Annotated in this window: 19 protein-coding genes; 12 read left to right on the top strand and 7 right to left on the bottom strand. The window is 58.7% G+C overall.

Annotated elements, in window-relative coordinates:
- Position 1: 1 nt before the first annotated feature.
- From thiS to rpoD, 6 genes are all read left to right on the top strand, one after another.
- Positions 2 to 202: a sulfur carrier protein ThiS gene (gene thiS / locus HWX34_RS04145; RefSeq protein ID WP_178971111.1), complete on the top strand. Its 201-nt coding sequence runs from the start codon at positions 2 to 4 to the stop codon at positions 200 to 202.
- A gap of 24 nt (positions 203 to 226) precedes the next feature.
- A complete protein-coding gene (locus tag HWX34_RS04140; protein ID WP_045845442.1) occupies positions 227 to 1,021 on the top strand; it encodes a thiazole synthase in 795 nt (264 codons plus the stop codon).
- 131 nt (positions 1,022 to 1,152) lie between these two features.
- Positions 1,153 to 1,365 carry a 30S ribosomal protein S21 gene (gene rpsU / locus HWX34_RS04135; protein WP_045845443.1) on the top strand — a complete coding sequence of 71 codons (213 nt, stop codon included), beginning with the start codon at positions 1,153 to 1,155 and terminating at the stop codon, positions 1,363 to 1,365.
- Positions 1,366 to 1,471: 106 nt separating this feature from the next.
- A complete protein-coding gene (locus tag HWX34_RS04130) occupies positions 1,472 to 1,918 on the top strand; it encodes a GatB/YqeY domain-containing protein (protein ID WP_178971110.1) in 447 nt (148 codons plus the stop codon).
- 61 nt (positions 1,919 to 1,979) lie between these two features.
- The gene (dnaG, locus tag HWX34_RS04125; RefSeq protein WP_178971109.1) at positions 1,980 to 3,761 is read left to right on the top strand and encodes a DNA primase; all 1,782 of its coding nucleotides are present in this window, start codon (positions 1,980 to 1,982) and stop codon (positions 3,759 to 3,761) included.
- 71 nt (positions 3,762 to 3,832) lie between these two features.
- Positions 3,833 to 5,764 carry an RNA polymerase sigma factor RpoD gene (gene rpoD / locus HWX34_RS04120; protein WP_178971108.1) on the top strand — a complete coding sequence of 644 codons (1,932 nt, stop codon included), beginning with the start codon at positions 3,833 to 3,835 and terminating at the stop codon, positions 5,762 to 5,764.
- 477 nt (positions 5,765 to 6,241) lie between these two features.
- Here the strand turns inward: rpoD and HWX34_RS04115 are convergent, their stop codons facing one another.
- Positions 6,242 to 7,003 (bottom strand): tyrosine-protein phosphatase, encoded by a 762-nt coding sequence (locus HWX34_RS04115; protein ID WP_178971107.1) that lies wholly within the window; start codon positions 7,001 to 7,003, stop codon positions 6,242 to 6,244.
- A 402-nt stretch (positions 7,004 to 7,405) separates the two neighbouring features.
- On the opposite strand from HWX34_RS04115, the gene HWX34_RS04110 reads away from it, so the two are divergent.
- Both HWX34_RS04110 and HWX34_RS04105 read left to right on the top strand, forming a co-directional pair.
- Complete coding sequence (locus HWX34_RS04110) at positions 7,406 to 8,674, top strand: dicarboxylate/amino acid:cation symporter (RefSeq protein ID WP_178971106.1); 1,269 nt, start codon at positions 7,406 to 7,408, stop codon at positions 8,672 to 8,674.
- A gap of 165 nt (positions 8,675 to 8,839) precedes the next feature.
- The gene (locus tag HWX34_RS04105; protein ID WP_082696095.1) at positions 8,840 to 9,916 is read left to right on the top strand and encodes a type II asparaginase; all 1,077 of its coding nucleotides are present in this window, start codon (positions 8,840 to 8,842) and stop codon (positions 9,914 to 9,916) included.
- Positions 9,917 to 10,102: 186 nt separating this feature from the next.
- On the opposite strand, the gene HWX34_RS04100 is transcribed toward HWX34_RS04105, so the two are convergent.
- The 4 genes from HWX34_RS04100 to HWX34_RS04085 form a co-directional block, all read right to left on the bottom strand.
- Positions 10,103 to 11,434, bottom strand: a complete 1,332-nt coding sequence (locus HWX34_RS04100) for a sigma-54 dependent transcriptional regulator (protein ID WP_178971105.1) — start codon at positions 11,432 to 11,434, stop codon at positions 10,103 to 10,105.
- A complete protein-coding gene (locus HWX34_RS04095; RefSeq protein WP_218645045.1) occupies positions 11,427 to 13,286 on the bottom strand; it encodes an ATP-binding protein in 1,860 nt (619 codons plus the stop codon). The genes HWX34_RS04100 and HWX34_RS04095 overlap by 8 nt, the downstream gene beginning before the upstream one ends.
- A gap of 166 nt (positions 13,287 to 13,452) precedes the next feature.
- Entirely contained in the window at positions 13,453 to 15,042 is a 1,590-nt protein-coding gene (locus HWX34_RS04090; protein ID WP_178971104.1) for a PAS domain-containing methyl-accepting chemotaxis protein, read from the bottom strand.
- A gap of 193 nt (positions 15,043 to 15,235) precedes the next feature.
- On the bottom strand, positions 15,236 to 16,138 hold the full coding sequence (locus HWX34_RS04085; protein ID WP_178971103.1) for a LysR family transcriptional regulator: 903 nt from the start codon (positions 16,136 to 16,138) through the stop codon (positions 15,236 to 15,238).
- A 117-nt stretch (positions 16,139 to 16,255) separates the two neighbouring features.
- On the opposite strand from HWX34_RS04085, the gene lysA reads away from it, so the two are divergent.
- Positions 16,256 to 17,491: a diaminopimelate decarboxylase gene (gene lysA / locus HWX34_RS04080; RefSeq protein WP_178971102.1), complete on the top strand. Its 1,236-nt coding sequence runs from the start codon at positions 16,256 to 16,258 to the stop codon at positions 17,489 to 17,491.
- 337 nt (positions 17,492 to 17,828) lie between these two features.
- Here the strand turns inward: lysA and HWX34_RS04075 are convergent, their stop codons facing one another.
- Positions 17,829 to 18,947 (bottom strand): porin, encoded by a 1,119-nt coding sequence (locus tag HWX34_RS04075; RefSeq protein WP_178971101.1) that lies wholly within the window; start codon positions 18,945 to 18,947, stop codon positions 17,829 to 17,831.
- 408 nt (positions 18,948 to 19,355) lie between these two features.
- Complete coding sequence (locus HWX34_RS21215; protein WP_255496567.1) at positions 19,356 to 19,949, bottom strand: BON domain-containing protein; 594 nt, start codon at positions 19,947 to 19,949, stop codon at positions 19,356 to 19,358.
- On the opposite strand from HWX34_RS21215, the gene HWX34_RS04065 reads away from it, so the two are divergent.
- Genes HWX34_RS04065 through HWX34_RS04055 form a run of 3 tightly spaced genes read left to right on the top strand, consistent with a single transcriptional unit; the run spans position 19,915 to position 25,429 of the window.
- Positions 19,915 to 21,162: a murein transglycosylase A gene (locus HWX34_RS04065; RefSeq protein ID WP_255496566.1), complete on the top strand. Its 1,248-nt coding sequence runs from the start codon at positions 19,915 to 19,917 to the stop codon at positions 21,160 to 21,162. The two genes, HWX34_RS21215 and HWX34_RS04065, sit on opposite strands and share 35 nt — an antisense overlap.
- Before the next feature lie 33 nt (positions 21,163 to 21,195).
- Positions 21,196 to 22,308: an efflux RND transporter periplasmic adaptor subunit gene (locus tag HWX34_RS04060; protein WP_255496565.1), complete on the top strand. Its 1,113-nt coding sequence runs from the start codon at positions 21,196 to 21,198 to the stop codon at positions 22,306 to 22,308.
- Positions 22,309 to 22,318: 10 nt separating this feature from the next.
- The gene (locus HWX34_RS04055) at positions 22,319 to 25,429 is read left to right on the top strand and encodes an efflux RND transporter permease subunit (protein ID WP_178971100.1); all 3,111 of its coding nucleotides are present in this window, start codon (positions 22,319 to 22,321) and stop codon (positions 25,427 to 25,429) included.
- Positions 25,430 to 25,569: the final 140 nt, after the last annotated feature.

Below are 25,569 nucleotides of genomic sequence, written 5' to 3'. Positions count from 1 at the left end.
CATGCAATTGCGCATCAATGGTGAAATGAAAACATTCGCCCGGCTGGCCACGGTGGCTGAGCTGGTGCAGGCGCTGCAAATTGGAGACAAGCGCATCGCCGTCGAGCTGAATGGAGAAATCGTACCGCGCAGCCAGCATGCCGTGATGGCCCTGGCCGACGGGGATGAGCTGGAAATCGTCGTTGCCGTTGGCGGCGGCTGACAACACCGTAGCAAGGAGTAGACAGTGCAGGATCAACTGGTCATCGCAGGCAAGGCATACAATTCCCGTTTGCTGGTTGGCACCGGCAAATACCGCGATTTCGAACAAACCGCCCAGGCGTTGGATGCCTCCGGTTGCGATATCGTCACCGTCGCCATCCGGCGCGTGAATCTGGGCCAAAACGCAGGCGAACCCAATCTGCTCGATTTTTTGCCGCGAAACCGTTACACTCTGCTCCCCAATACGGCGGGGTGTTATTCCGCCGAGGATGCCATCCGTACCTTGCGCCTTGCGCGCGAGCTGCTGGATGATCACCGGCTGGTGAAGCTGGAAGTGCTGGGTGATTCCGGCAATCTCTTCCCCAACGTCAAGGAAACCCTGAAAGCTGCCGAAGTGCTGGTGGCCGAAGGCTTTGATGTCATGGTGTATACCTCCGATGACCCGATCATTGCGCGTGAGCTGGAACAGATAGGCTGTTGCGCAATCATGCCGCTGGCCAGCCTGATTGGCTCCGGCATGGGCATTCTGAATCCGTGGAACCTGAAACTGATCATCGAGCAATCCAGTGTGCCGGTGCTGGTGGATGCCGGGGTGGGTACCGCCTCCGATGCGGCCATCGCCATGGAACTGGGTTGTGATGGCGTGCTGATGAATACCGCAATTGCCGCTGCCGGCAATCCGGTATTGATGGCGCATGCCATGAAACTGGCTGTCGAGGCTGGCCGTGCTGCCTACTGTGCAGAGCGGATGCCGAAACGTTTTTATAGCGCTGTACCAAGTTCTCCTAGTGAGGGGGTGATTTCTTCTCGCAAGCCGTGATGCACAAAAGCGCCACAAAAAGCTTGCCGGGAATGCTTCAGACTTTTACAAACTGCGTATTGTTGTTAAAATGCTGTTTTTTATAGGTTGCCCTATGGGCGCAGCCTAGAAATCTAAGGATACTTGAGTCAATGCCGAATATTCGCGTTAAAGAAAACGAGCCGTTCGAAGTCGCCATGCGTCGCTTCAAGCGCGCTGTAGAAAAAACCGGTCTGCTGACCGAACTGCGTGCTCGCGAGTTCTACGAAAAGCCGACCACCGAACGCAAGCGTAAGCACGCTGCTGCCGTTAAGCGCCACTACAAGCGCATTCGCAGCCAGATGCTGCCGCCGAAACTCTACTAAGAGTTGCATCGGTCATAAAGCGGGACCGCAGGCCATGCCTGCGGTTTTGCCATTTGTACTCCAGAATTCTCGCCATGTCTTGACATGGCCCTCCCGTGAGCACGACATGAGCCTCAAAGTCCGTATCAGCGATGATATGAAGTCCGCCATGAGGGCGAAGGAAACCGAGCGTCTGGCCGCAATTCGTCTGCTGATGGCAGCCATCAAGCAGAAAGAAGTGGACGAACGCATCGAGCTGGATGATGCCGCCATCGTGGCGGTGATCGACAAGATGCTCAAGCAGCGCCGTGATTCCATTTCCCAGTACGAAGCTGCCCAGCGCCAGGATCTGGCCGACAAGGAAAAAGCCGAAATGACCGTGCTGATGGCCTATATGCCGCAGCAACTGTCCGAGGCCGAAATCGACGAGCTGGTTGCCAAGGCCGTGGTCGACAGCGGTGCGGCTTCCATGCAGGACATGGGCAAGGTCATGGGTCTGTTGCGTCCGCAACTGGCGGGTCGAGCCGATATGGCATTGGTTTCGACGCGTATCAAGGCCAGGCTCTCTGCCTGATCTCCGCCCGGTGTCGCATGGCTCCGGTAATGTTTTTTCCGTGTAAGGCAGGTGTTCGGCGTTGATTCCACAGGACTTTGTTGATCAGTTGCTGTCCCGTGTCGATCTGGTCGACGTGGTGGATCGCTATGTCCCGCTGAAAAAGGCTGGCCAGAACTATCTGGCCTGCTGCCCGTTCCACAAGGAAAAATCCCCCTCTTTCACGGTCAGCCCCAGCAAGCAGTTCTATCACTGCTTTGGCTGTGGTGCGCATGGCTCGGCCATCGGCTTTGTCATGGAGTATCAGGGGCTGGGCTTTGTCGACGCTGTCAAGCTGCTCGCCGAAAGTATCGGCATGCAGGTGCCGCAAGAGCGCACCGCCAATCCGGAAGCAAGCCGGGTGGCGCGCGAGCGCCAGATGTCGCTGGAAGAAGCCATGCAACTGGCTGCCGGTTATTTCAAGCAGCAGTTGAAGTCGGCACCGGTTGCCATCAGCTACCTGAAAGGGCGCGGCGTTAGCGGTGAAGTGGCCGGTCGTTTCGGTCTGGGCTATGCCCCGGGTGAATGGCAGAACCTGCAAGCTGTTTTTCCGCAGTATCAGGATGACAAGCTGGTGGATGCTGGCCTGGTCATTTTCAATGAAGAAAGCGGCAAGCGTTACGACCGTTTCCGTGAGCGGGTCATGTTCCCCATCCGCAATCAGCGCGGTGCCATCATCGGTTTTGGTGGTCGTGTGCTGGGCAAGGGGGAGCCAAAGTATCTGAACTCGCCGGAAACGGTGCTGTTCGAAAAAGGCCGTGAGCTGTACGGCCTGTATGAAGCCCGCCAGGCTATTCGCGAGAAGAATCGCGTGCTGGTGGTTGAAGGTTATATGGATGTGGTGGCGCTGGCCCAATACGGTATCAACTATGCGGTTGCCACCCTGGGTACGGCCACGACCGGTGAGCATGTACGCAAGCTGATGCGCCATGCCGACCAGGTTTATTTCTGTTTTGATGGTGACAAGGCTGGCCAGAAGGCAGCCTGGCGTGCGCTGGAAAACAGCCTGCCGCAATTGCAGGATGGCAAGGCGCTGAATTTTCTGTTCTTGCCGTCAGAACACGACCCGGACAGTTATGTACGGGAGTTCGGTGCAGAAGCATTCGAACAGCAGCTGGTAGAGCACAGCCTGCCGCTGTCGGTTTACTTTACCCGCGAGCTGACAGGCCGCGTGGACATGAATACGCCGGAAGGGCGTGCTGACCTGATCAAACAGGCCAGCCCGCTTCTGGCTCAGATTGCAGCACCGGCGCTTGGCTTCATGATCAGAAAGCGGCTGGCAGAGCTTGCCGGCATGGACGTCGACGATTTTGACATGCTGACCACGGGCAAGAAAGCGCCGGAGCGCAAGGGCAAGCGGGAATACCGTTTGCCGGAGGAATCATATCGCCAGATCAACACGCCCATTGTTCACAAGCAGATCAAATGGCTGCTGATGAACCCGGCGTGGGCCAGTGATGTGAGTTTGCCGGACAGCCTGCCGCTGTCTGACGAGCTGGCCTGCTTTGCGATGTTGGCCGAAAGTGTGCAACAACACGAACAGCCGCCCAATACGGCGCAATTGATAGAGGGGCTGCGTGGCACCCCCTACGAAGGGCTGATCGACAGTGTATTGCACCAGGCCATGCAGGATCCGGACGAGTTTGTCGATCCCGGTGAGGATGACCGCATTCAGTTTCAGCATGGCAATGCCAGACTGTTGAAAATGTTGCGTGAAGCTCAGGTGGAAAGGCTAAAACTGAAAGACCGTAATGAAGGTCTAAGTCCGGAAGAAAAAGCATTATTCAGGGAACTGCTCCGAGACCTGCTCGGCTCGCCACCGTGAGCCCGGGCGGAAGTGACGTAGTTGTGTTATAATCAACTGTTTTTTTCGGCTTTTTTAAAGCAGGAAGCAAAATGGCGGCCTCTCCCGAAAATCAAAAAGATGTGCAGGACAACGAAGAACAGGTCATGAGCCTGGAAGAGCAGCGTAAACGGCTGCGCCAGCTGATTGCCCTGGGCAAGGAACGTGGTTATCTCACCTACGCGGAGATCAACGACCACCTTCCGGAAGATGTGTCCGATGCCGAACAGATTGAAAACATCGTCACGATGATTTCCGGTCTGGGCATCCAGGTTTATGACGAAGCACCGGACGCAGAAACCCTGCTGATGTCCGATGCCACGCCGGCCGTGGCCGACGAAGATGCGGTGGAAGAAGCCGAGGCGGCATTGTCGTCGGTGGATTCCGAGTTTGGCCGTACCACCGACCCGGTGCGCATGTACATGCGTGAGATGGGTTCGGTTGAGCTGTTGACCCGCGAAGGCGAAATCGAAATTGCCAAGCGTATCGAAGACGGCCTCAAGCACATGATTCTGGCGATCTCGGCCTGTCCGGGTACCGTGGCGGAAGTGCTGGAGCTGGTAGAACGCATTGGCAGGGAAGAAATCCGGGTTGACGAAGTGGTCGACGGTTTCATCGATCCCAACGCCGAAGCAGCGGAAGCCGCTGCGCTCCCGTTTGCCGAGCCGGAAGTCGAAGAAGACGCCCTGCTGGAAGATGAGGAAGAAGAGGGCGAGGACGACGAAGCCAGCGCCGAGGCCGCCAATCTGGCCAATCTGGAAGAACTCAAGCAGCAAACGCTGGAGCACTTTGCCGGCGTGCGCATGATGTTCGACAAGATGATCAAGGTGCTGGAAAAGGAAGGCTCCAAGTCCAAGGCTTATCTGGAACTGCAAGACGCCATCACCACCGAATTCATGATGGTGCGTTTCTCCACCCGTCAGATCGAGTCGCTGTGTGAATCGCTGCGTCGCCGTGTCAATGAAATCCGTACCTTCGAACGCGATATCCAGGATATTTGCGTGACGCGCGTGCGCATGGACCGCACCCACTTCATCAAGGTATTCCCCGGCAACGAAATCAACACCGCCTGGGTGGAAACCGAAATCGATTCCGGCAAAGCCTGGAGCGAGGCGCTGACCCGCTTCAAGTACGCCATCATCGAGAAGCAGACCAAGCTGTCCGAGCTGCAGGATCGCGCCATGCTGCCGATCAAGGAGCTCAAGGAAATCAACCGCCAGATGTCGGCGGGTGAGTCCAAGGCACGTCGTGCCAAGAAGGAAATGATCGAGGCCAACCTGCGTCTGGTGATTTCCATTGCCAAGAAGTACACCAACCGTGGCTTGCAGTTCCTCGACCTGATTCAGGAAGGCAATATCGGCCTGATGAAGGCGGTGGACAAGTTCGAATACCGTCGTGGTTACAAATTCTCGACCTATGCCACCTGGTGGATTCGTCAGGCCATCACCCGCTCCATTGCGGACCAGGCCCGCACCATCCGTATCCCGGTGCACATGATCGAAACCATCAACAAGATGAACCGCATTTCGCGTCAGATCCTGCAGGAAACCGGCCGTGAGCCGGACCCGGCCGAACTGGCGGAAAAGATGGAAATGCCGGAAGAGAAGATTCGCAAGATCATGAAGATTTCCAAGGAGCCTATCTCCATGGAAACCCCGATCGGCGATGACGACGATTCCCATCTGGGTGATTTCATCGAGGACCAGAACAACCTGGCACCGTCTGATGCTGCGATGTACTCCAGTCTGAAGGACGCCACCAAGGAAGTGCTGGATACCCTGACCCCGCGTGAGGCCAAGGTATTGCGCATGCGTTTTGGTATCGACATGAATACCGACCACACGCTGGAAGAAGTGGGCAAGCAGTTTGACGTGACGCGTGAGCGTATCCGTCAGATCGAAGCCAAGGCTCTGCGCAAGCTGCGTCACCCGACCCGCTCGGAACGTCTGCGCAGCTTCCTGGACAACGAGCCAGGCGGTCAGTAATACAGCCTGTCTTTTAAGACAGAATCCCCAAGCGGCTTGCATCAGGGCTTGGGGATTTTTATTTCATTCTGGTATACTGCGCAGCTTCGGGCCTCTAGCTCATGCTTGGTTAGAGCAGCGGACTTAACAAGTGAACTCCTACGACTCGCAAGGGTACGGAGCGCACTGATTGGGTTGCCTTGGAGCAAGTTGACTCTGCTCCCTGGTAGAACTGCTCAAATTCGGGGAAACCTCTGTTGCCTTGGCAGCGTGGCAATCCCGAGCGAAGCTCTCGCGAGAGAGAACGTGTAGAGACTGTACGGGCAGGTCGTAAAGACAAGAGACAGTCCAGACCACAAACCCGAAAGGGGCGGCGAAAGCCGTAGCGGGTAAGCATAATCCGTTGGTGCCGGGTTCGACTCCCGGGGGGCCCACCAAATCAAAAGCCGCTGTGATTCATTCACAGCGGCTTTTTCATTTCCTGCCGTCGGGCCAAGTCTATTGCAGATACTGCTGGCGCAATTGTCGTTTGCTGTGTGTATCCAGGCCGATGGCAGATTGCAAGTAATCATCCATCGAGCCGTAGTGTTCCTCCACCGTGCGGTAAAACCTATCCAGATACCGGCTGTCGACCTGTAGCGCAATGGCGAAGGCGGCCTGTTGAGCCTGGTCTGCTCCCGCGGCCGCGGCCTGGGCAAGCAGACGGGTATTTTCCGCCTGGCGCAAGCGGTTGGTTTGCAGGTAGTCCTGATAGATCCGTGGTCTGGCTACTTCCAGTGCTTCCAGAATCAGCATGGTGGCAATACCGGTTCGGTCTTTGCCTGCTGCACAATGAAACAGCACACTTTCATGTGCGGGATTATTGAGCAGCTCCAGGAAAAACTGCTGATACCCGGCTTGAGAGGTCGGGGAAACAGCCAGTTGCTGATACAGCGCCAACATGTAGTCATGGGTTTGGCTGATGCTTTCCAGCCTGCTGAGGGTGCTGATGGAGGCGTGTGCCATGTGCCTTACTTCGGGTTGCAGGTCGATATGGACATAACAGATGCCGTCAATGTGCAGGTCCGGTCGCTGAAGTACTTCCTCCTCACTGCGAAAATCAACGACTTTGTTCAGCCGGTAATCCTGCAGCAACTGCCGGGCCTCTTCGGCAGCTAATTGCGATAGTTCGGCAGAGCGCAGCAGACGACGTGGCAGCAGGTGCTGACCGTTTATGGTCTGGATGCCACCCAGATCGCGGAAATTTGTGATGATGCTCAAGGCAGGCTTCCTGAGGTGGTTTGATCATGATGCAGCAGCTGCCCTGGTAGACCGCTTGCCGATGGAGTCGGTCATTTTCGGTGATTCTGTCAGGCGCACCAAAGGGTGGTGGTCGAGGTAGAACTGTCCGTAAGTGTATGTTGCAGTGCGGAAACTTTTTGATGAACAGGCGGTCGGAATAATCCTTCCTTCTGAGCTGTACTCCTGCATTTCGGTCGGTTTTCCAAACGCCCTTTTTCTGCCTGATTCGGTTTTCCGAATGCATGCTATTGTATTTTTATTATTTCTTATAAAAATCAGATATTTACGTCCTGAAAATGTGAAAATTTCTTGGCACGTTTTCTGCTGTATAGAGCGTACTCAACACCGGCCATAAAGCCGGGTTACTCTGGAGAAACGCTCGTGAAAACCAACAAGATTACCCTGTGGGTCTTGATCGCCCTGGTGCTGGGCATCGCAGTCGGCTACGGCTGTCACACCTCGATTACCGATCCGAAACAACTGAAAGATGTTGCCGGTTACTTCTCCATCCTGACCGACGTGTTCATGCGTCTGATCAAGATGATCATCGCCCCACTGGTGATGTCCACCCTGGTGCATGGTATTGGCAGCAGCGATTCCCGTTCTGTGGGTCGTGTTGGTCTGAAGGCCATGTGCTGGTTTATGGGTGCTTCGCTGGTTTCCCTGTTCCTGGGCCTGATTTTCGCCAACAGCCTGCAACCGGGCGTGGGTTACACCCTGCCGGTGGCTGATGCTGCTGCTCCGGCCCTGAAAACCAGTGCGCTGAACCTGAAAGACTTCATCACCCACATGTTCCCCACCAGCTTCTTTGACGCCATGGCGAAAAACGAAGTGCTGCAAGTGGTGGTATTCTCGGTGTTCTTCGGTTTTGCCATTGCTTCTTACAAGGGCCCGAAACCGGACATCCTGATGAAAGGCCTGGAACAACTGGCCAACATCATGCTGCGCGTCACCAATATCGTGATGATGTTTGCCCCGGTTGGTGTATTTGGTGCCGTTGCTTCCACCATTACCGCTGATGGCCTGGGCGTACTGTCCATGTACGCCAAGTTCATGGGTAGCTTCTACTTGGCCCTGGCTTGCCTGTGGCTGCTGATGATTGCCGCGGCCTATGGCTTTGTTGGCAAGAAGATCTTCGCCCTGCTCAAAACCATCCGCATGCCGCTGATGCTGGGTTTTGCCACCGCCAGTAGCGAAGCTGCTTACCCGACCCTGCTGGAGCAGCTGGAACGCTTTGGCATCAAGGAACGTGTTTCCGGTTTTGTCCTGCCGCTGGGTTATTCGTTTAACCTGGACGGTTCCATCATGTACACCTCGTTTGCCGCCCTGTTCATCTCCCAGGTTGCCAATATCAACCTGAGCCTGGGCCAGCAAATCACCATGCTGCTGATTCTGCTGATCACCAGCAAGGGTATTGCCGGTGTACCGCGTGCTTCGCTGGTGGTGGTAGCTGCCGTGCTGCCGATGTTCAACCTGCCTGAAGCCGGCATTCTGCTGATTCTGGGTATCGACCACTTCCTGGACATGGGCCGTACCGCAACCAACGTGTTGGGTAACGCTATTGCCACTACCGTGGTTGCCGCTTCGGAAGGCGATATCGATGCCGAAGCTGCCCATGCCAACCCGGCCCTGGCCGAAGATCAGGCCTGAGCCTCGGCGTCCCTGCCACGCATAAACAAATAAAAAATCAGGCGAGACTCCCCGCCCAGCCAAAGCTGCCGATACAGGCGGACAAGCTGGTGACGGGGGGATCGCTGCAGTGAGTTGCTCCCCGGCAACGTCATCTCCCACTTGTCTTTCTACAAAGGAAGAGACATGAAAAAAACCTTCAAAATGTTGTTGTCCAGCGCAGCTGTCATGGCTGCATTGTGTGGTCAGTCCGCCCAGGCGGCTGATGCGGCCAAGCCGCATGTGGTGATTCTGGCCACCGGCGGCACCATTGCCGGTACCGGTGCCACCAGCACCACCACCATTGGTTACACCGCAGCCAAGCTGGGCGTGGACAAGATGATTGCCGCCGTGCCCGAGCTGTCCAAGGTGGCCGACGTACGTGGCGAACAGGTTGCCCAGATTGCCAGCGAAAGCATGACCAATGAAGTGTGGTTGAAGCTGGCCAAGCGGGTGAACGAACTGCTGGCCCAGAAGGATGTGGACGGCGTGGTGATTACCCACGGTACCGACACCATCGAAGAAACCGCTTACTTCCTGGATCTGGTGGTGAAGAGCAAGAAGCCGGTAGTTGTGGTGGGTTCCATGCGCCCGTCCACCGCCATCAGTGCTGACGGCCCGATCAACCTGTATAACGCCGTGATTCTGGCGGGTAGCAAGGATGCGGTTGGCAAGGGTGTGCTGGTTGCGCTGAACGACCAGATCAACGCCGCCCGCGAAGTCACCAAGACCAACACTTCCACTACCGACACCTTCAAGACGCCGGAACTGGGTTATCTGGGTTACATGCAGGACAACAAGCCGCACTTCTACCGCATGTCCACCCGCAAGAACACTGCAGATACCGAATTTGACATCTCCAAGCTGAACAGCCTGCCGCGCGTCGACATCGTTTACGGTTACGCCAACATGGACCGCGTGGCCATGGACGCCGACATTGCTGCCGGTGCCCAGGGCATCGTGCAAGCCGGTGTGGGCGATGGCAGTATTGCCGCCCAGATGATGCCTGCCATCCGTGACGCCCGTAAAAAGGGTGTGATCGTAGTGCGTAGCTCGCGCGTGGGCAGCGGTATCGTGGCGCGTAATGGTGAAGCCAACGACGATCAGGAAGATCTGGTCGTCAGCGACACGCTGAATGCGCAAAAAGCCCGCATTCTGCTGATGCTGGGTCTGACCAAGACCCACGACACCAAAGAACTGCAACGCATGTTCTACACCTATTGAGCTGGCTGACAGGCGCGGCACCGGCCTGTCTGTCGACTGCGACACCCTTTGGGGTGGGACCCCCCGCAGCGACAGCACGGTGTAGCGACTGATCACACAGCCTTTGGCAAGCGGCCCTGGTGGCCGCTTTTTTTATGCCCGCTTCAGGCTTGGGCCGGGACTGCGGGTTAGCCGTCAGCCCGGCCATCAACCCGCCTGGTTCAGACCGTATTTTTTCAGTTTGTCGAACAAGGTGGTTTTGGCCACTTTCAGCGCTTCGCTGGTGCGGCTCAGGCTATAACCGTGGCGACGGAATTCTTCGGCAATCAGTGCGCGCTCGAAGGCTTCCACCGTTTCGGCCAGCGGCAGGCTCTGGCTTGGCTCACCGGATTCGGACAATGGCGTGCGAATGCCCAACACATAGCGTTCGGCCACATTGCGCAATTCGCGCACATTGCCGGGCCAGTCGTAGGCCAGCAGTTCGGCTTGCTCATGCGCTTCCAGTTGCGGCGTGGGGCGGTCGAAGCGGCTGGCCGATTGCAGCAGGAAATACTCGAACAGCAGCGGAATATCCTCGCGGCGTTCGCGCAGCGGCGGTAGTTGCAGCGTGACTACGTTGAGCCGGTAGTAAAGGTCGCTGCGGAAGCTGCCGTTATTGCCCATGGCTTTCAGGTCGGCCTTGGTGGCGGATATCACGCGACAGTCCACCGGAATGGGGGTGTTGGAACCCAGCCTTTCCAGCGTGCGTTCTTGCAGCACGCGCAGCATCTTGATTTGCAGCGGCAGCGGCATGCTCTCGATTTCATCGAGAAACAGCGTGCCGTTGTGGGCATATTCGATACGGCCGATGCGGCGTTTGGCCGCGCCGGTAAAGGCATGGGCCTCGTGGCCGAAAATCTCGCTCTCGAACAGGTTCTCGGCCAGGCCACCGCAGTTGACCGCCACAAAATTATGTTTTTGCCGACGGCTGACTTCATGCAGACAGCGTGCCACCAGCTCCTTGCCGGTGCCGGTTTCGCCCAGAATCAACACATTGGCCGAGGTGTCGGCCAGGTCGGCAATCATGCGACGTACTTTTTCCATGGCCGGCGAGCGGCCGATCAGGCGCGACTCCAGGCTTTGCTTGTCCTGCAATTGACGACGCAGGGTTTCCACTTCCAGGCTCAGGCGGCGCTGCTCCATGGCGCGACACACCACATCGTGCAGGCGTTCGGGGGAGAAGGGCTTTTCGATGAAGTCGTAAGCGCCATCTTTCATTGCCTGTACCGCCAGGCTGACATCGCCATGGCCGGTGATCAGAATCACCGGCAGGCTGGCATCACGAGCCAGCAAGTTGCGCATCAGCGCCATGCCATCCTGTCCTTGCAGGTGGATGTCGCTGACCACGACGCCGGGAAAGCCGGGGGTGACTAGCGCCAGGGCCTGTTCGGCGCTGGCCACGCCGCGCGCGTCCAGGCCTTCCAGCATCAGCGCTTGCTCGCAGCCCAGTCGCACGTCCGGGTCATCTTCGACGATCAACACTTTCATCCCATCAAACATGACGGTTTTCCTTTGTGGCAAGCGGCAGGGTGATGGTGAACACGGCACCGCCCTGCGGGTGATTGTCGGCGCTCAGGCTGCCGCCGGCCTCGGCAATGATGCCGGCGCTCAGCGTCAGCCCCAGGCCCAGGCCGATACCGGCGGGTTTGGTGGTGACAAAGGGTTCGAACAGCTGGGCACGCACCGACTCGTGCAGGCCGGGGCCATTATCACGGATTTGCAGCACCAGCTGCGTGGTGGTGCGATGGCCGCTGATTTCAATCTGCCCTTCCGGGCGCTGTTGCAGTTCGTCCAGTGCATTGGCCAGCAGATTCACCAGCACCTGCTCAAAGCGGTTGGGGTCGCAGCGTGCTTGCCATGGTTCCGGGGCATGGGGGCGCAATATCCGGATGCCGCTTCCCTCCAGCCGGTTGCGCAGCAATAACAAGGCGCTGTCGATGGCCATGCTGATGTCCACCGTACCCAGGCTGTTGGTGGATTTGCGCGAGTAGCTTTTGAGCGCGCTGGTGATTTCGCCCATCTTGTCCACCAACTGGCAGATGGTTTGCAAATTGGTACGCACCGTGTCGGTTTGTGCGCGCTCCAGAAACTTGATGGCATTACCCGACAAAGTGCGTAGCGCTGCCAGTGGCTGGTTCAGTTCGTGGGCCACCCCGGTGGCCAGCTGGCCCAGTACTGCCAGTTTGCCGGCCTGTACCAGATTGTCCTGCGTCTGGCGCAAATGCTGTTCGGTGCGAATCCGCTCGCTGACTTCTTCTTGTAGCCGCTGATTGGTCAGCGACAGGTCGGCGGTGCGTTCTTCCACCTTGCGTTCCAGTTCGCGGTAGGCTTGCTGCAGTGCTTCGCGGGCGGCCAGCTTGTCGCGCAGGCGGCGACGGCGTTCGTTCAGCCACAAAATACCGGTCAGGCTGAGCAAGGTCAGCACTGCGGCCAGCGCGGCGCGGTTGTAGGCCAGCTGGTAGACCGGGTCCAGGCTGGACAACACGGTCAGCCGCCAGTTGGACAAGGGCAGCTGCAGCGACTGGCCCAGCATGTCGCGCGGGTAGGCCAGACGGCTCAGTGGCTTGCGTCCTGCCTGTTCCAGCCTATAGATGTGGCTGCCATCGCCCAGGCTGCGCCGCTCTTCCAGCCCCAGCGGTGGCAGGCGTTTGCGGTTGTATTGCAAATTGCGGTCAAATGCGTCCTGCAGGGCCTTGCTGAAGGGCTTGAGGGTGTTGAATTTCCAGCCGGGTTCTGTGGCCAGAATCACCACGCCGTTCTGGTCCGATACCATGACGGTAGTCTTGTTTTCCCGCCACAGTTTTTCCAGGTACTCCATGTTTACCTTCACCACCGCCACTCCGATGATGCGACCGCGGTTGCTCAGTGGTTCGGACAGATAGTAACCGGCTTCGCTACGGGTGGTGCCAACGCCAAAAAAGCGGCCGGGCTGGCCGTTCATGGCATCGGTGAAGTAGGCGCGAAAGGAATCGTTTTCACCCAGGTAACTGTCTGGCTGGCGCCAATTGCTGGTGGCCTTGACCACGCCCTTGTCATCCATGATGTAAATGGCGCTGGCCCCGGTGCGCTGGCTCAGGCGTTCCAGATAATCATTGGCAGCCTGTTGCCGTTGGACATCGTCCGGCGCGTGCAGCAAACGGTCTACATAAGGGGAAAGGCCCAGCAGGCTGGGCAGGCGGGCGTAGTGCCCGATTTCACTTTCCAGACTGTTGGCGTAAAGCTCCAGCCGCTGGGTGTTGGCCGCACGCAGTTCTTCCAGCGAGCCGTCCACGCTGGCGCGAAAGGCACTGACGGCAGCAATGTCCATCAACACCAATAACAGCGCAATTCGTAGCACGGTACGCAGTTTCAAGCGAAATCCAATCCTGAGGTCGAAAGTTGCCCGGCTGGCGGTCTGGCTGGCCGTAAAACACAGCAAGGCGGCCCAGGGCCGCCTTGTTCAGATTAGTGATGCCCCAGTTGACGGGGCAGGAGCTATTGTAGCAAAAGCGCCAGGGTTCGCGGTGATGCCTTCCGGCTCAGAGATGACGTTCGAAGTGGCTGACCAGTCGCTTCAGATCGTGCGCGGTGGTGTGCAGTTGCTGGGCGACCTCGCGGGTGGTGGCAATACTGTGACTGTTCTGCTCGGTCAGCACACTCATGGTTTCCATGTTCTGTGCCACTTCGGTGGAGGCCGAGGATTGCTGCTGCAACATCTCGGCTACATTGGCCGCAGAGGCCGACACGCCCTGATTGGCCTCGCGGATGGCTTCCAGGCTTTCGCTGGCGATACTGATGGCACTTTCCACCCCTTCCACTTTGTTCAGGGCCTGCTGGACGTTTTGCAATACCTGGCGGGTGCGTTCGTGCAACACATTGATGGACTGCTCGATTTCCAGGGTATTGCCGGCAGTGCGCTCTGCCAGCTTGCGTACTTCATCGGCCACCACGGCAAAGCCGCGGCCTTGTTCGCCGGCGCGGGCCGCTTCGATGGCGGCGTTCAGTGCCAGCAGGTTGGTCTGGTTGGCAATTTCCTTGATGACCGAGGTGACCGAGCCGATTTCTTCTGCCGACTTTTCCAGTACCAGAATGGCATCGCGGGTATGTTCGAACTCACCCATCACCTGCCGGGTGGCCTGGCTGGTTTCCCGCATTTTGTCTTCACCCTGATCCGCCAGCTGGGTGGCGGCACTGGCATGGCCTTTGCCGGCCTGAGTGGTGAGGGAGATTTCATTCACCGATACGGATAGCTGTTCCAGTGCGGCGGCAACACGGGTGATGCCTTCCAGTGCGTGTTCGCCGCGTTTTTCCAGATGGGAGGCTTCGGTATGCGTAGCGGTTGCCGCCTGGCTGATGTCATGCGCGCCGGACACCACATCGGCCAGCACCGCACGGGTATTGATGCGCATGGTTTCCAGCATTTCCATCATCTGGCGCATGTCCTGGCAGCCAGATTGTGTAATCGGCTCCTTGAAGTTGCCTTCGGCCAGCCTGCCCAGTCCTTGCTTGGCTTGCGCCAATGGTGTGGCAATGCTCTGGTAAATGACCAGTCCAGTCGCAATCAGCCAGATGATGCTGCCAGCATTGAGAATGTCGTGGACGATGCTGTCCGGCAGGATGAATTGGGCCAGCAGCGCCAGTACCGGTGGCAGCATGGCCAGCAACAGCAGGCGCTGCATGGAGATCCCGCTGTGATGTCGGGTGACCGGGAAGGCGCTGCGCCTGGCGCGAATCTCGGCGTACAACTGGTCGGCCTGCTGGCATTGCTGCTTGTCCGGTGCGCTGCGTACCGACATGTAGCCCACTGTGTGGCCGTTTTCCCGGATCGGCGTCACATAGGCATCCACCCAGTAAAAGTCACCCTGCTTGCTGCGGTTCTTCACCAGGCCGCGCCAGGGGTGGCCTGCTTCCACCGTACGCCACAAATCCTCGAACGCCTCGGCGGGCATATCCGGATGCCGCACGACGTTGTGCGGCTGGCCGATCAGCTCTTCCTCGGTAAAACCGCTGATGTCGATGAAGGCACGGTTGGCATAGGTAATCAGCCCCTTGATATCAGTCTTGGTGACGATGGGCCGTTTGGGATGCAAAAACAGCTCGTGCTGGGTGACAGGCTGGTTGTTACGCATGGTTTTCTCTGGAAAATGACAGCGTCAGCCAATCCGCCAGTTTTGGCATGGCATGGTTCTGCTTTGGCGTGACGCCCGGTTTCAGCTCAGTAATATACTGTCCTGATAGCGGTATAGCTGAAAAAGGCTAATGCCATAATCATTTTTTTGCAAAGCATTATTGATGTCTGTGTTTTTAAGTACTTTTAAATCATCAGGATGATGGTTGACGGACCGCCATAGCCGCACACAATTCGTCGGCAAAATGTTCCACCAGTGCCGAGGCAGGGCGATGCAGCGGGCGAATCAGATTAACCCGGAACGGTAGCGAAACCGCCAATGGGCGAATACAAACACCCTGGCCGGCATATTCCTGCGCGGTCAGCGGATTGACCACCGCCATGCCTATGCCCTGGCGCACCATGCAGCACACCGAGGCTGCGCTGTTGGTTTCCAGCACCAGTTGCCGCGTGACCCCGGCATTGGCAAACAGCATATCCAGTTGCTGGCGATAGATATCGTTGGCAGACAGGCTGATAAAAGGCTGCCCGGCAAAATCGCTCAGTTCCAGCACGGACTTGCTGCATAGCGGATGGGTGTCGGGCAGTACCGCCACTTCATCACCGCAGAACAGCTGCTGCTGGCTGGTGCCCGGTGGCTGGATATGGCTTTCGCTCAGGCCCAGATCATGGCGCTGGGCGGCCAGCCATTCTTCCAGCAAGGGAGATTCCTGCGGCGTGATATTCAGCTTTACCTTGGGATAGCGCGCCAGAAAGCGCTGGCACACCGTGGGTAGTACCGCCTGGGAAAACATGGGCAGACAGGCAATGGACAGCTGACCGGTATCGAAATGGCGCAAAGCCTGCGCGGTGCTGACTATCCGCTCCAGGCCCAGATAGGAACGCTGCACCTCTTCAAACAGCTGCAAGGCTTGCAGGGTAGGGCGCAAGCGCCCGCGCACCCGCTCGAACAGCACTAGGCCGCTGAGTTGCTCCAGCCGGGCCAGTTCCCGGCTGATGGTGGGCTGGGAGGTATGCAGCAAGGTGGCCGCTTCGGTCACGCTGCCGCTGGTCATGATGGCGTGGAAAATTTCCACATGGCGCAGGTTGAAGGACATGGCATCTGGTAGTGACAGAGAAGACTCATATCATAAATGAAAGACATGGCGATGAATTGATATTTTATTTTTGTCCATGCAAGCCTCACACTGCTGGAAAACCATGAATGGATTGCCATGAAAACCTTTGCCCCCTCACGCCTGGCCGCGCTGGCCGAACAGTTTTCCGCTCCGCTATGGGTTTATGATGCCCGGCTCATTCGCGAGCGCATTGCCCAGCTCAAGCAGTTTGATGTCATTCGTTATGCGCAAAAGGCCAACTCCAATACCCATATCCTGCGTCTGATGCGCGAGCAGGGCGTGATGGTGGATGCCGTGTCGCTGGGGGAAATCGAAAGAGCGCGCGTCGCCGGTTACGATCTGAGCACGGCCGAACCTTCCGAGGTGGTGTTTACTGCTGACGTGCTGGATCGCGCCACACTGGACAAGGTGGTGGCCGAGCGCATCGTGGTAAATGCAGGCAGCATCGACATGCTGCGCCAACTGGGCGAACGCTCCCCCGGTCATCGGGTATGGTTGCGCATCAACCCCGGTTTCGGTCATGGCCATAGCCACAAGACCAATACCGGCGGTGAAAACAGCAAGCATGGCATCTGGCATGCGGACCTGCCGCAGGCACTGCAAGTGATTGACGCAACCGGTCTGAAACTGGTGGGCATCCACATGCATATTGGCTCCGGGGTGGATTATGGCCATCTGCAACAGGTGTGCGGTGCCATGGTGGAGCTGGTGCGCAGCCTGGGACAGGATATTGAGGCCATCTCCGCTGGCGGCGGCCTGTCCATTCCTTACCGCGACGGTGACAGCCGCATTGATACCGAACACTACTTCCAGCTGTGGGACAGCGCGCGCAAGGAAGTGGAACAGCTGCTGGGCCACGCGGTGCGTCTGGAGATCGAACCGGGTCGCTTCCTGGTGGCCGAGTCCGGCGCGCTGGTGGCCGAGGTGCGGGCGGTGAAGGACATGGGCAGCCGCCATTTTGTGCTGGTGGATGCCGGCTTCAACGACTTGATGCGCCCGTCCTTGTACGGCAGTTACCACGCCATTTCGGTGCTGGAGCGCAATGGCAGCGAAAAGGCCGGCGCGGTGCCGACCGTGGTGGCTGGTCCGCTGTGCGAATCGGGTGATGTATTTACCCAGCAGGAAGGCGGCGTGGTGGAGAGCCGCGACTTGCCGCCAGCCACGGTAGGCGACTGGCTGGTGTTCCATGATGCCGGTGCGTATGGCGCTACCATGTCCTCCAATTACAACAGCCGCCCGCTGTTGCCAGAGGTGTTGCTGGATGGCGATGAAGCCAGGCTGATCCGTCGCCGCCAAACCATGGCCGAACTGCTGGCGCTGGAGACGGTGTAAATCCGGCTTGGCGTTGGGTCTGTGAATAAATTTTGAGTCAGAGTCCGCGCATGCGGAGGATGATTACGATGCCGCTGCCGCGCGGTAAACGGGAAGGAGGGCTTGCCTGGTCAAGCCCTCCTTTACCTCAAGACCAGCCCCGCAAGCATGGCCTGCGGCTGCCCGACAGGCCCAGCCCGGGCCAGGGTGCGCCTGAACGCGCGATTGGCTAAGGTCAAATCGCTCAGACAGGGCAGGCCCTTGACACCTTGCACCGGCTACCCGCCGGCATGCCGGACAGGGCCGGTGGGCGGGGGTTTCCTGTGTACAACAGCGCGATGAAACTGCCCCGGTTTGCTTAGAAATCGGTCCGCATCATCATCCACGCGGTGCTGGCGCTGGACTTGGCCCAGGTCAGCGCACTTTGTCCCCCGGCATTCTGGCGTACCGCGCCGTAACCCGCTTGCAGCAGGCTGCGCTTGCTCAGCGTGTATTCAACACCCGCTGCCCACTGATTGGCTGACCAATTCAGATGCTGACCATCCATGTACACCCGGCCTCGGTGTGAGTACAGCGCCATGGGTTTGAAGGCGCCCAGCTGATAGCCGGCACTGAGCGCCACTACCTGGCTGCTCAGCTTGTTTACCCCGTCCTGGGCAATGCCGGTTTGCTGCAAGATGCCGGGAATCTCGAAATCATCACTGCCATTCTTGTTCTTCAGTGCATTGCCATACAGGCGGATTTTTTGCACGGTGGCGGCCAGTTGCAGTGCATCACCGCGATAGCCAAGTTCCACGCGCTGGATGGCACTGTTATTGGTGTTGATGGCATTCAGGCGGGTCATGACTGCGTAGTTGATGAAATAGCCGGCATCGGCATATCCCAGGCGTAAGCCCCAGGTTTCGCCGGACTTGTGTCCATCGCTTTGGCTTTCTCCGGCACCATACTGTAGCGAGGCCTCCATGCCCTTCCAGCGCGGGCTGTCGTAGCGCAGGCTGTTTTTGGCCCGGCTGTCGCCGTAGTTGTTGCTGCCAAAAATATCGCGTGCTTCATACAGCGGGTAGGCAATGCCGCTGCTGGCTTCGCGGCGCGGGCTGGCAAAGATGTCGGTTGCCTGGGTGCTGGTCAGCACATCATCCAGATAGCCGACACGCAGCCTGCCCCAGCTGTCCTGCAGGCCGACAAAGCTCATGCGGTTGGCCAGGGTGCCGCTGCCGGTGCCGCCGGTTGCCACGCCATCCATGGCCAGGCCGGTTTCCAGCTGCCAGATGACCTGCAATGCTCCAGCCAGGGTTTCCTTCCCCTTGAAGCCGATACGGCTGCTGAAGTCGTCAATGCCGGTGCTGCGCTTGAAACGGGTGTCCACGCTTTGCATGCTGTCGATACCAACGCGCAGGCTGCCGTACAGCGTGGTATCGGCCATGGCGATGGCCGGAAGCAAGGTGAATAGTGTGATGGGCAAGATACGGTGGGACATGATGTTTCCTGAGCATGAAGGCGATAAAAAAACCTTCCGCTGGATCAGGGGAAGGTGCTTGCGGTGCAGAGTGTGCAAATCCGCCTGTTCAGGCGTCAATGGCTCAGGGTGAGGAGAGTTGTTAGCGTGTTTTTACGATAATTTTCCTGTTTTCAGGGGTATTTTCGTTTAATTACCGTTCAATTTCGGCGACACTGCTGGCCACGGTGCGGCTGTGGGCTGGCAAGGACTGTACGGAATGCCTGGGGAGTGAGCAGCCACCAGGAAGATTCAGCATATTCATTGGCAATCGGATGGCAGAATCGTTGCGCGATCAGCGGCCAGGACGGGAAATGTCATGTTCTGCCTGCATTAATGCAAACGCCCCCGACAGGCGGGGGCGCGCGGCAAGCAGGTGCAGCCTGAGGCTTACATATTCATGTTGTTGATGACAAATTTGACGCCGGGTACTTTTTCGGCAATTACACCGGCTTTGTACATTTGCTGGTCATCGGTCATCTTGCCGTCAATGGTGACTTCCTGTTTCTTGCTGACTACATGCAGGTTCAGGGCTTTCAATTCCGGATCGCTGTCCAGCGCGTTCTTGACGTTGCTTGCCAGCTGTTCATCGCTGACCGGGGCGTCCTCGGCGTGGGCGATGATAGCGTGCGAGCCCATGAACAGGGCCAGGCTAGCCAACAGGGCAGAACGGGCGAAAAGGCGTTTCATCGGATATCTCCTTGCTTCAAGCTGAGTGATGGCCTGGCCAAGCTTGTGGTAGCGCGCCAGTGAATAATGTTGTGCTCGCCATGTTAGCCAGCTTTGTTTGCATTTTTGTTGCAGCTCGATGAAATGCGCAGGCGGCAGAACCCGCCGTGGCACGGATGGTCCCAAGGCCTTGTCCGTGCAGCTTGTTTCGCTGCGCGGTAACATGGGCGACCGGCGCAGTATGTCGGTCTTTCTCACTCTCTTCTCGATGTTGCAAATCATGTTCAGACGCTTGCTGTTACTGCTGCCGCTCATCTGGCTGGCTGCTTGCTCCACCACGTCAACACCGCCGCCATCTGTCGGCAGTGGCCCGCTCAGCCCGTCAGCCTTGCCTGGCTGGCAACAGCAGCGCACCGGCGATAGCCTGCAAGCCTTGTTGCAAAGCTGCAAGGTGTTGGCGCACAAGTCCGCCTGGCAGCCGGTCTGTAGCGATGCCTCCCGTATTGCCGAACAAGACGAGGGACAGGTGCGCCAGTTCTTCGAGCAGCACTTCAATGCCTGGGCGGTGCAGGATGCCGTTAATCCCAATGGTTTGATCACCGGTTATTACGAACCCTTGCTCAATGGCAGCCACACGCGTAGTCCGCGCACGCCATGGCCTGTTTACGGCGTGCCCGCCGACTTGCTGGTGATGGATTACCCGCCCGCAGCGCGCGGTAATAGCGTGCTGGTGGCGCGCAAAATCGGGCAAAACCGCCTGCAATGGCTGCCGGGCAAGGCCCAGGCCGGTAGTGGAGAGATTGAAATCCATCCGGCAGATTTCCCGGCGGATAACCGCAGCGGCAAGCTCAAGGGCCGTCTGGCGGGCAACCGCTTGCTGCCGTATTACACCCGGGCGGAAATCGCCCAGGGCAAGGGAGTGGCCAGCGCTCCGGTGCTGGCCTGGGTGGAAGACCCGGTAGAGTTGTTCTTCCTGCAGGTACAGGGTTCGGGTCGCATTCAGCTGGAAGATGGCAGCTTTCTGCACCTGGGTTATGCCGAGCAGAATGGCTACAACTACCAGTCCATCGGCAAATGGCTGGTGGATAAAGGGGAAATGACGCTGGCCAATGCTTCGATGCAGGGCATCCAGGCCTGGATCAAGGCCAACCCCGGGCGTCAGCAAGCTCTGTTCGACGTTAACCCCAGCTATGTGTTTTTCAAGACACTGCCCGGTGGCGACAGCGGCCCGGCTGGTGCGCTGGGGGTTCCGCTGACAGGTGGTTACAGCATTGCGGTGGACCCGCGCTATATCCCCTTGGGAACACCGGTTTTCCTGTCCACCAGCTGGCCTGGCAGTGCGCAGCCGCTGGCCAGGCTGGTGCACGCACAGGACACAGGCAATGCCATTCGCGGTGCGGCACGGGCCGATTTGTTCTGGGGCTTTGGCAGTGAGGCCGGCATGTATGCAGGCAGGATGAAACAGAACGGCAAGCTGTGGATGTTGCTGCCCAGAGGCATGACGCCATCCAGGGTGGCGTTACCGTAATGAATGCCAGTAAAACCAGTGGAACCATAAGAAATGAAGTCAGCCAGCTTGGGGTGGTGCGTATTGCTGATGGGGTTGACCGCGTGTCATGGTGCGCCAGAGGGTGCTGTGGCTGACCAGCCGGCTTCTGCCGCAAGCGCGCAGACCATGGTGCGGACATTGTCGCGCGCCGATGTGGTGGTGGCACGGACTGGTGTGCTGCGTGACACCTTGCCGTTTACCGGGACGCTGACAGCGCTGAAAAGCAGCAGTATCGCTGCTGAAGTGGAAGCCAGGGTGGAGCAGGTACTGGTGCGGGAAGGGGAGACGGTAAAACCCGGGCAAGTGCTGGCCCGGCTGGACTCCGAATCGCTGGACCAGTCGGTGACCGAGCAACAGGCCCAGCTGGCGGCCAACCAGTCGCGGCTGAAACTGGCACGTACCAAGCTGGACAAGCAGCACGAGCTTTTGCAAAAGGGGTTTATCTCCCAGCTGGCCTACGACGAGGCCGAAAGCGAGTTCACCGTGCGCCAGGGCGAGTTGCAGGCGCAAACCAGCCAGTTGGCGCGTGCCCGCCGTCAGCAGGCGGATAGTGTGGTGCGTGCTCCGATTGCCGGTGTGGTGTACGAACGCAAGATCAATCCCGGTGAAATTGCCGCCCGCAACGCCCGGCTGTTTTCCATTGCCGATTTATCGGTGCTGGAGCTCAGTGCCAGTGTGCCATCGCAGTGGATAGGGCAAATCAAGGCGGGCCAGCAAGCGCGTTTCAGTGTGGAAGGCCTGCCGGATGAAGTACTGGGGGACGTGGTGCGGGTCAATCCGGTGGCGCAAAGCGGCACCCGCAGTTTTCTGATTTATATCCGGGTGAATAATGCGGATGGCCGCCTCAAGGCCGGGCAGTTTGCCAAGGGCGGCCTGGTTTTGCATGAGGAGCGCGGGCAGGTAGTACTGCCACAAGAGGCGGTGCAGGATTTGCCCGCACATCCCTGGGTGATGCTGGTGGACAAGGGGCGCTTGCAGCGCCAGCCGGTGCAGCTGTTGTTATGGTCGCAGACCGAACACAAGGTTGCCGTTGCCGGTCTGTCGCCTGGCAAGGTGTTGCTGGCCGCCCCCTTGCTGGGTGTGCGCAGCGGCGATGCCGTGCGCTTGCCGACTGATCTGAAATAAGGGGAATGGCATGTGGTTGACCCGCGTCAGCGTGCGCAATCCCTATTTCGCTACCGTCCTGATGTTGTCCCTGTTGGTACTGGGGCTGTTTGCCTGGACGCGGCTGCCGGTGGAGGAGTTGCCGGACATCCGCTTCCCGGTAGCGGTGGTCAGTACCGGGTATGGCGGTGCCTCGCCCGAGGTGGTCGAAAGCGAAGTAACCCGTCCGCTGGAAGAGGCCATCAATACCATCAACGGCATCAAGCATATCCGTTCCTATTCGTTTGAAGGCAGTTCCACCATCGTGGTGGAGTTTGCGCTGACGGTGGACCCGGCGGTGGCGGTGCAGGATGTACGCGACCGGGTGGGCGGCGTGCAAGGCCGCTTCCGCCGTGAAATCGGCACACCTTCGGTGTCGCAGTTCAATCCGAATGATCAGCCCTTGCTGTCCATCACCTTCAGTTCGGACCAGGTGTCGCAACGCAGCTTGACCACCTGGCTGGAAAATACGCTGAAAAAGCGCCTGCAAATGGTATCTGGCGTGGGCGAGGCCAAAGTGGTAGGCGGAGTAAGGCGGCAAATCCGCATTGATGTCGACCCTTACCGGCTGGAGTCCAGCGGCCTGTCCTTGCAGGAAGTGGCCGATGCCATCCGCGCCGGCAACCGGGACTTTCCGGCAGGTGCGGTCAGCAGCGCCAGCAACGAACTGAATGTGCGGGTGAGTGGCAAGCTCAAGTCGCCGGAAGACTTTGCCAATCTGGTTACCGGCTACCGCAATGGCAGCCCTATCCGGCTGTCGGATGTGGCCAGTGTCAGTGATGCCGAAGCCGAAGCCAGCAGTACGGCCTTGATTGATGGCAAACCCGGGGTAGGGATAGACATCCGCGCGGCACGCGGGGCCAATGTGGTGGACGTGGCCAATGGTGTGAAGCAGGTGATCGATGCCATGCAAGACCACATGCCGGCCGGCACCCAGGTGCACTTCACCTACGATAAGTCCGCCGAGGTGAAAAAGTCGCTGGCCAATGTGGAAGCCACCTTGCTGGAAGGCGCGGCGCTGACGGTGCTGATCGTGTTCCTGTTCCTGGGCAGCTGGCGCAGTACGGTCATTACCGGCCTCACCCTGCCGGTGGCGCTGGTGGGCACCCTGTTTGCCTTGCAGGCACTGGGCTTCACCCTCAACCTGATGACGCTGATGGCACTTTCGCTGTCCATCGGCCTGTTGATTGACGACGCCATCGTGGTGCGGGAAAACATCGTGCGTCATCGCCAGTTGGGCAAAAGCCATGTGCAGGCGGCGCTGGATGGCACCAATGAAATCGGCCTGGCGGTACTGGCCACCACCCTTACCGTGGTGGCGGTGTTCCTGCCGGTAGGCTTCATGAGCGGCATCATCGGCAAGTTTTTTCACCAGTTTGGCCTGACCGTCACGGTAGCGGTGCTGATTTCCATGCTGGTCAGCTTCACGCTGGACCCCATGCTGTCTTCCATCTGGCCGGACCCGCACCAGCATGGCGACCGGCACCGTGGCCCACTGGGGCGCATGCTGGACTGGTTTGAATCCTCGCTGGACAAGCTGGCCAATCGTTATGTCGGGGTGATCAGCTGGTCGCTGGCTCATCGCAAGACGGTACTGTCCCTGGCTGTCCTGCTATTGCTGGGCAGTTTCATGCTGTTGCCGCATATCGGCGGCGAATTCATGCCGCGTCAGGACAAGGGCAAATTCTCACTCTCCTTCAAGACGGCGCCTGGCTCCTCGCTGGATTACACCGTGGCCAAGGGCCGCGAACTGGAAGCCTTGCTGCGCCAGTTGCCCGCTGTGCGTTCCATCCAGTTGACCGCCGGTAGCAGCAGCTTTGGTGCCAGCAAGAGTGACGGGCGGCTGGTGGTGGACCTGGGCGACAAGAACAGCCGCCAGCACAGCCTGTTCTCGCTGATGCAACAGGCCAGGGCCAAGGCGAGCCGGGTGGCGGGTGTGGAGGTGGAATCGGTCGAGGAAATGGGCAAGGAAGGTCCGGGTGGCAAGCCCGTCAGCATTGGCCTGCGTGGCAGTAATCTTGACGAGCTGGATGCCGCAGCCAGTCAGTTGATGAGCCGGCTGGCGCAGGTAAGAGGGGTGGGCGATCTGCAAAGCAGCCTGTCCGATGCCGACCCGGCCATCAAGCTGGAAGTGCGCCGCGATGCCGCCGCCAGCCTGGGCGTGGACCTCAACAAGGTAGGCAGCACCTTGTCGCAGTTGCTGGCCGGGGATGTGGTCAGTACCTGGGAAGCGCCGGACGGAGAAAACTACGATGTGCTGCTGCAAGTGCCACGCAGCGAACGCAGCAATGCCTTGCTGGACATCATTACCGTGGCCGGCCGGGCCGATGCCAATGGTGCGGCCAGCATGGTGCCGCTGTCCACGGTTACCCGGCTGAGCCCGGGGCTCAGTCCACGCCAGATCGACCGTGTAGACCTGCTGCGCCAGGTGACAGTGACCGGCAATATCGCCGGGCGTGACGCCGGTTCGGCTTTTGCCGATATCAGCAAAATCACCGCCAGCCTCAAGCTGCCCGCCGGTGTCAGCCTGGCCGAAGAAGGCGAACGGCGCGACATGGAAGAGTCGCTGGGCTATGCCTTGCAGGCGCTGGCCATGGGGGTGATCTTCATCTACATGATTCTGGCCGCCCAGTTCCGCAGCTTTACTTTGCCGCTGGCCATCATGGTGGCTCTGCCACTGGCTTTCGTCGGTGTGTTTGTGGCGCTTTGGCTGTCGGGTTCTACACTCAATATGTTCTCGGTCATCGGCATCATCATGCTGATGGGCCTGTGCGCCAAGAACGGCATCCTGCTGGTGGACTTCATCAACCAGTCGCGCCGCGAGGGCATGGTGCGTACCGATGCCATCATCGCCGCAGGCCGGGTGAGGCTGCGCCCCATCATGATGACCAGCTTGGCCATGATCTTCGGCATGCTGCCCATGGCCATCGGTAGTGGCGAAGGGGTGGAAACACGCGCGCCGATGGCCTTTGCCATCATCGGCGGCATGGTGAGTTCCACCGTGCTGACCTTGCTGGTACTGCCGGTGGTGTACAGCTATCTGGATGGCGTACGCCAGTGCTTGCGGCGCATATTGGGCGCGGGCAGCCCCCCGCATGCTTGAGGCCGGCGGTGTGGTTTGAGCCGACTGACCGAAAGAACAGATAGCCAACAGTCTCGTTTTCTATAATCGGATTCTTGATTCTGTCTGAAGCATCCGGTTTTCCGACCCGCGGCCTGAACGGTAGCGGAAGGGCAGGGGAG

The sequence above is a fragment of the Aquitalea sp. LB_tupeE genome (genome assembly GCF_013391415.1).
Classification (GTDB): Bacteria; Pseudomonadota; Gammaproteobacteria; order Burkholderiales; family Chromobacteriaceae; genus Aquitalea.
This window is presented reverse-complemented; position numbering and strand designations above follow the sequence as displayed.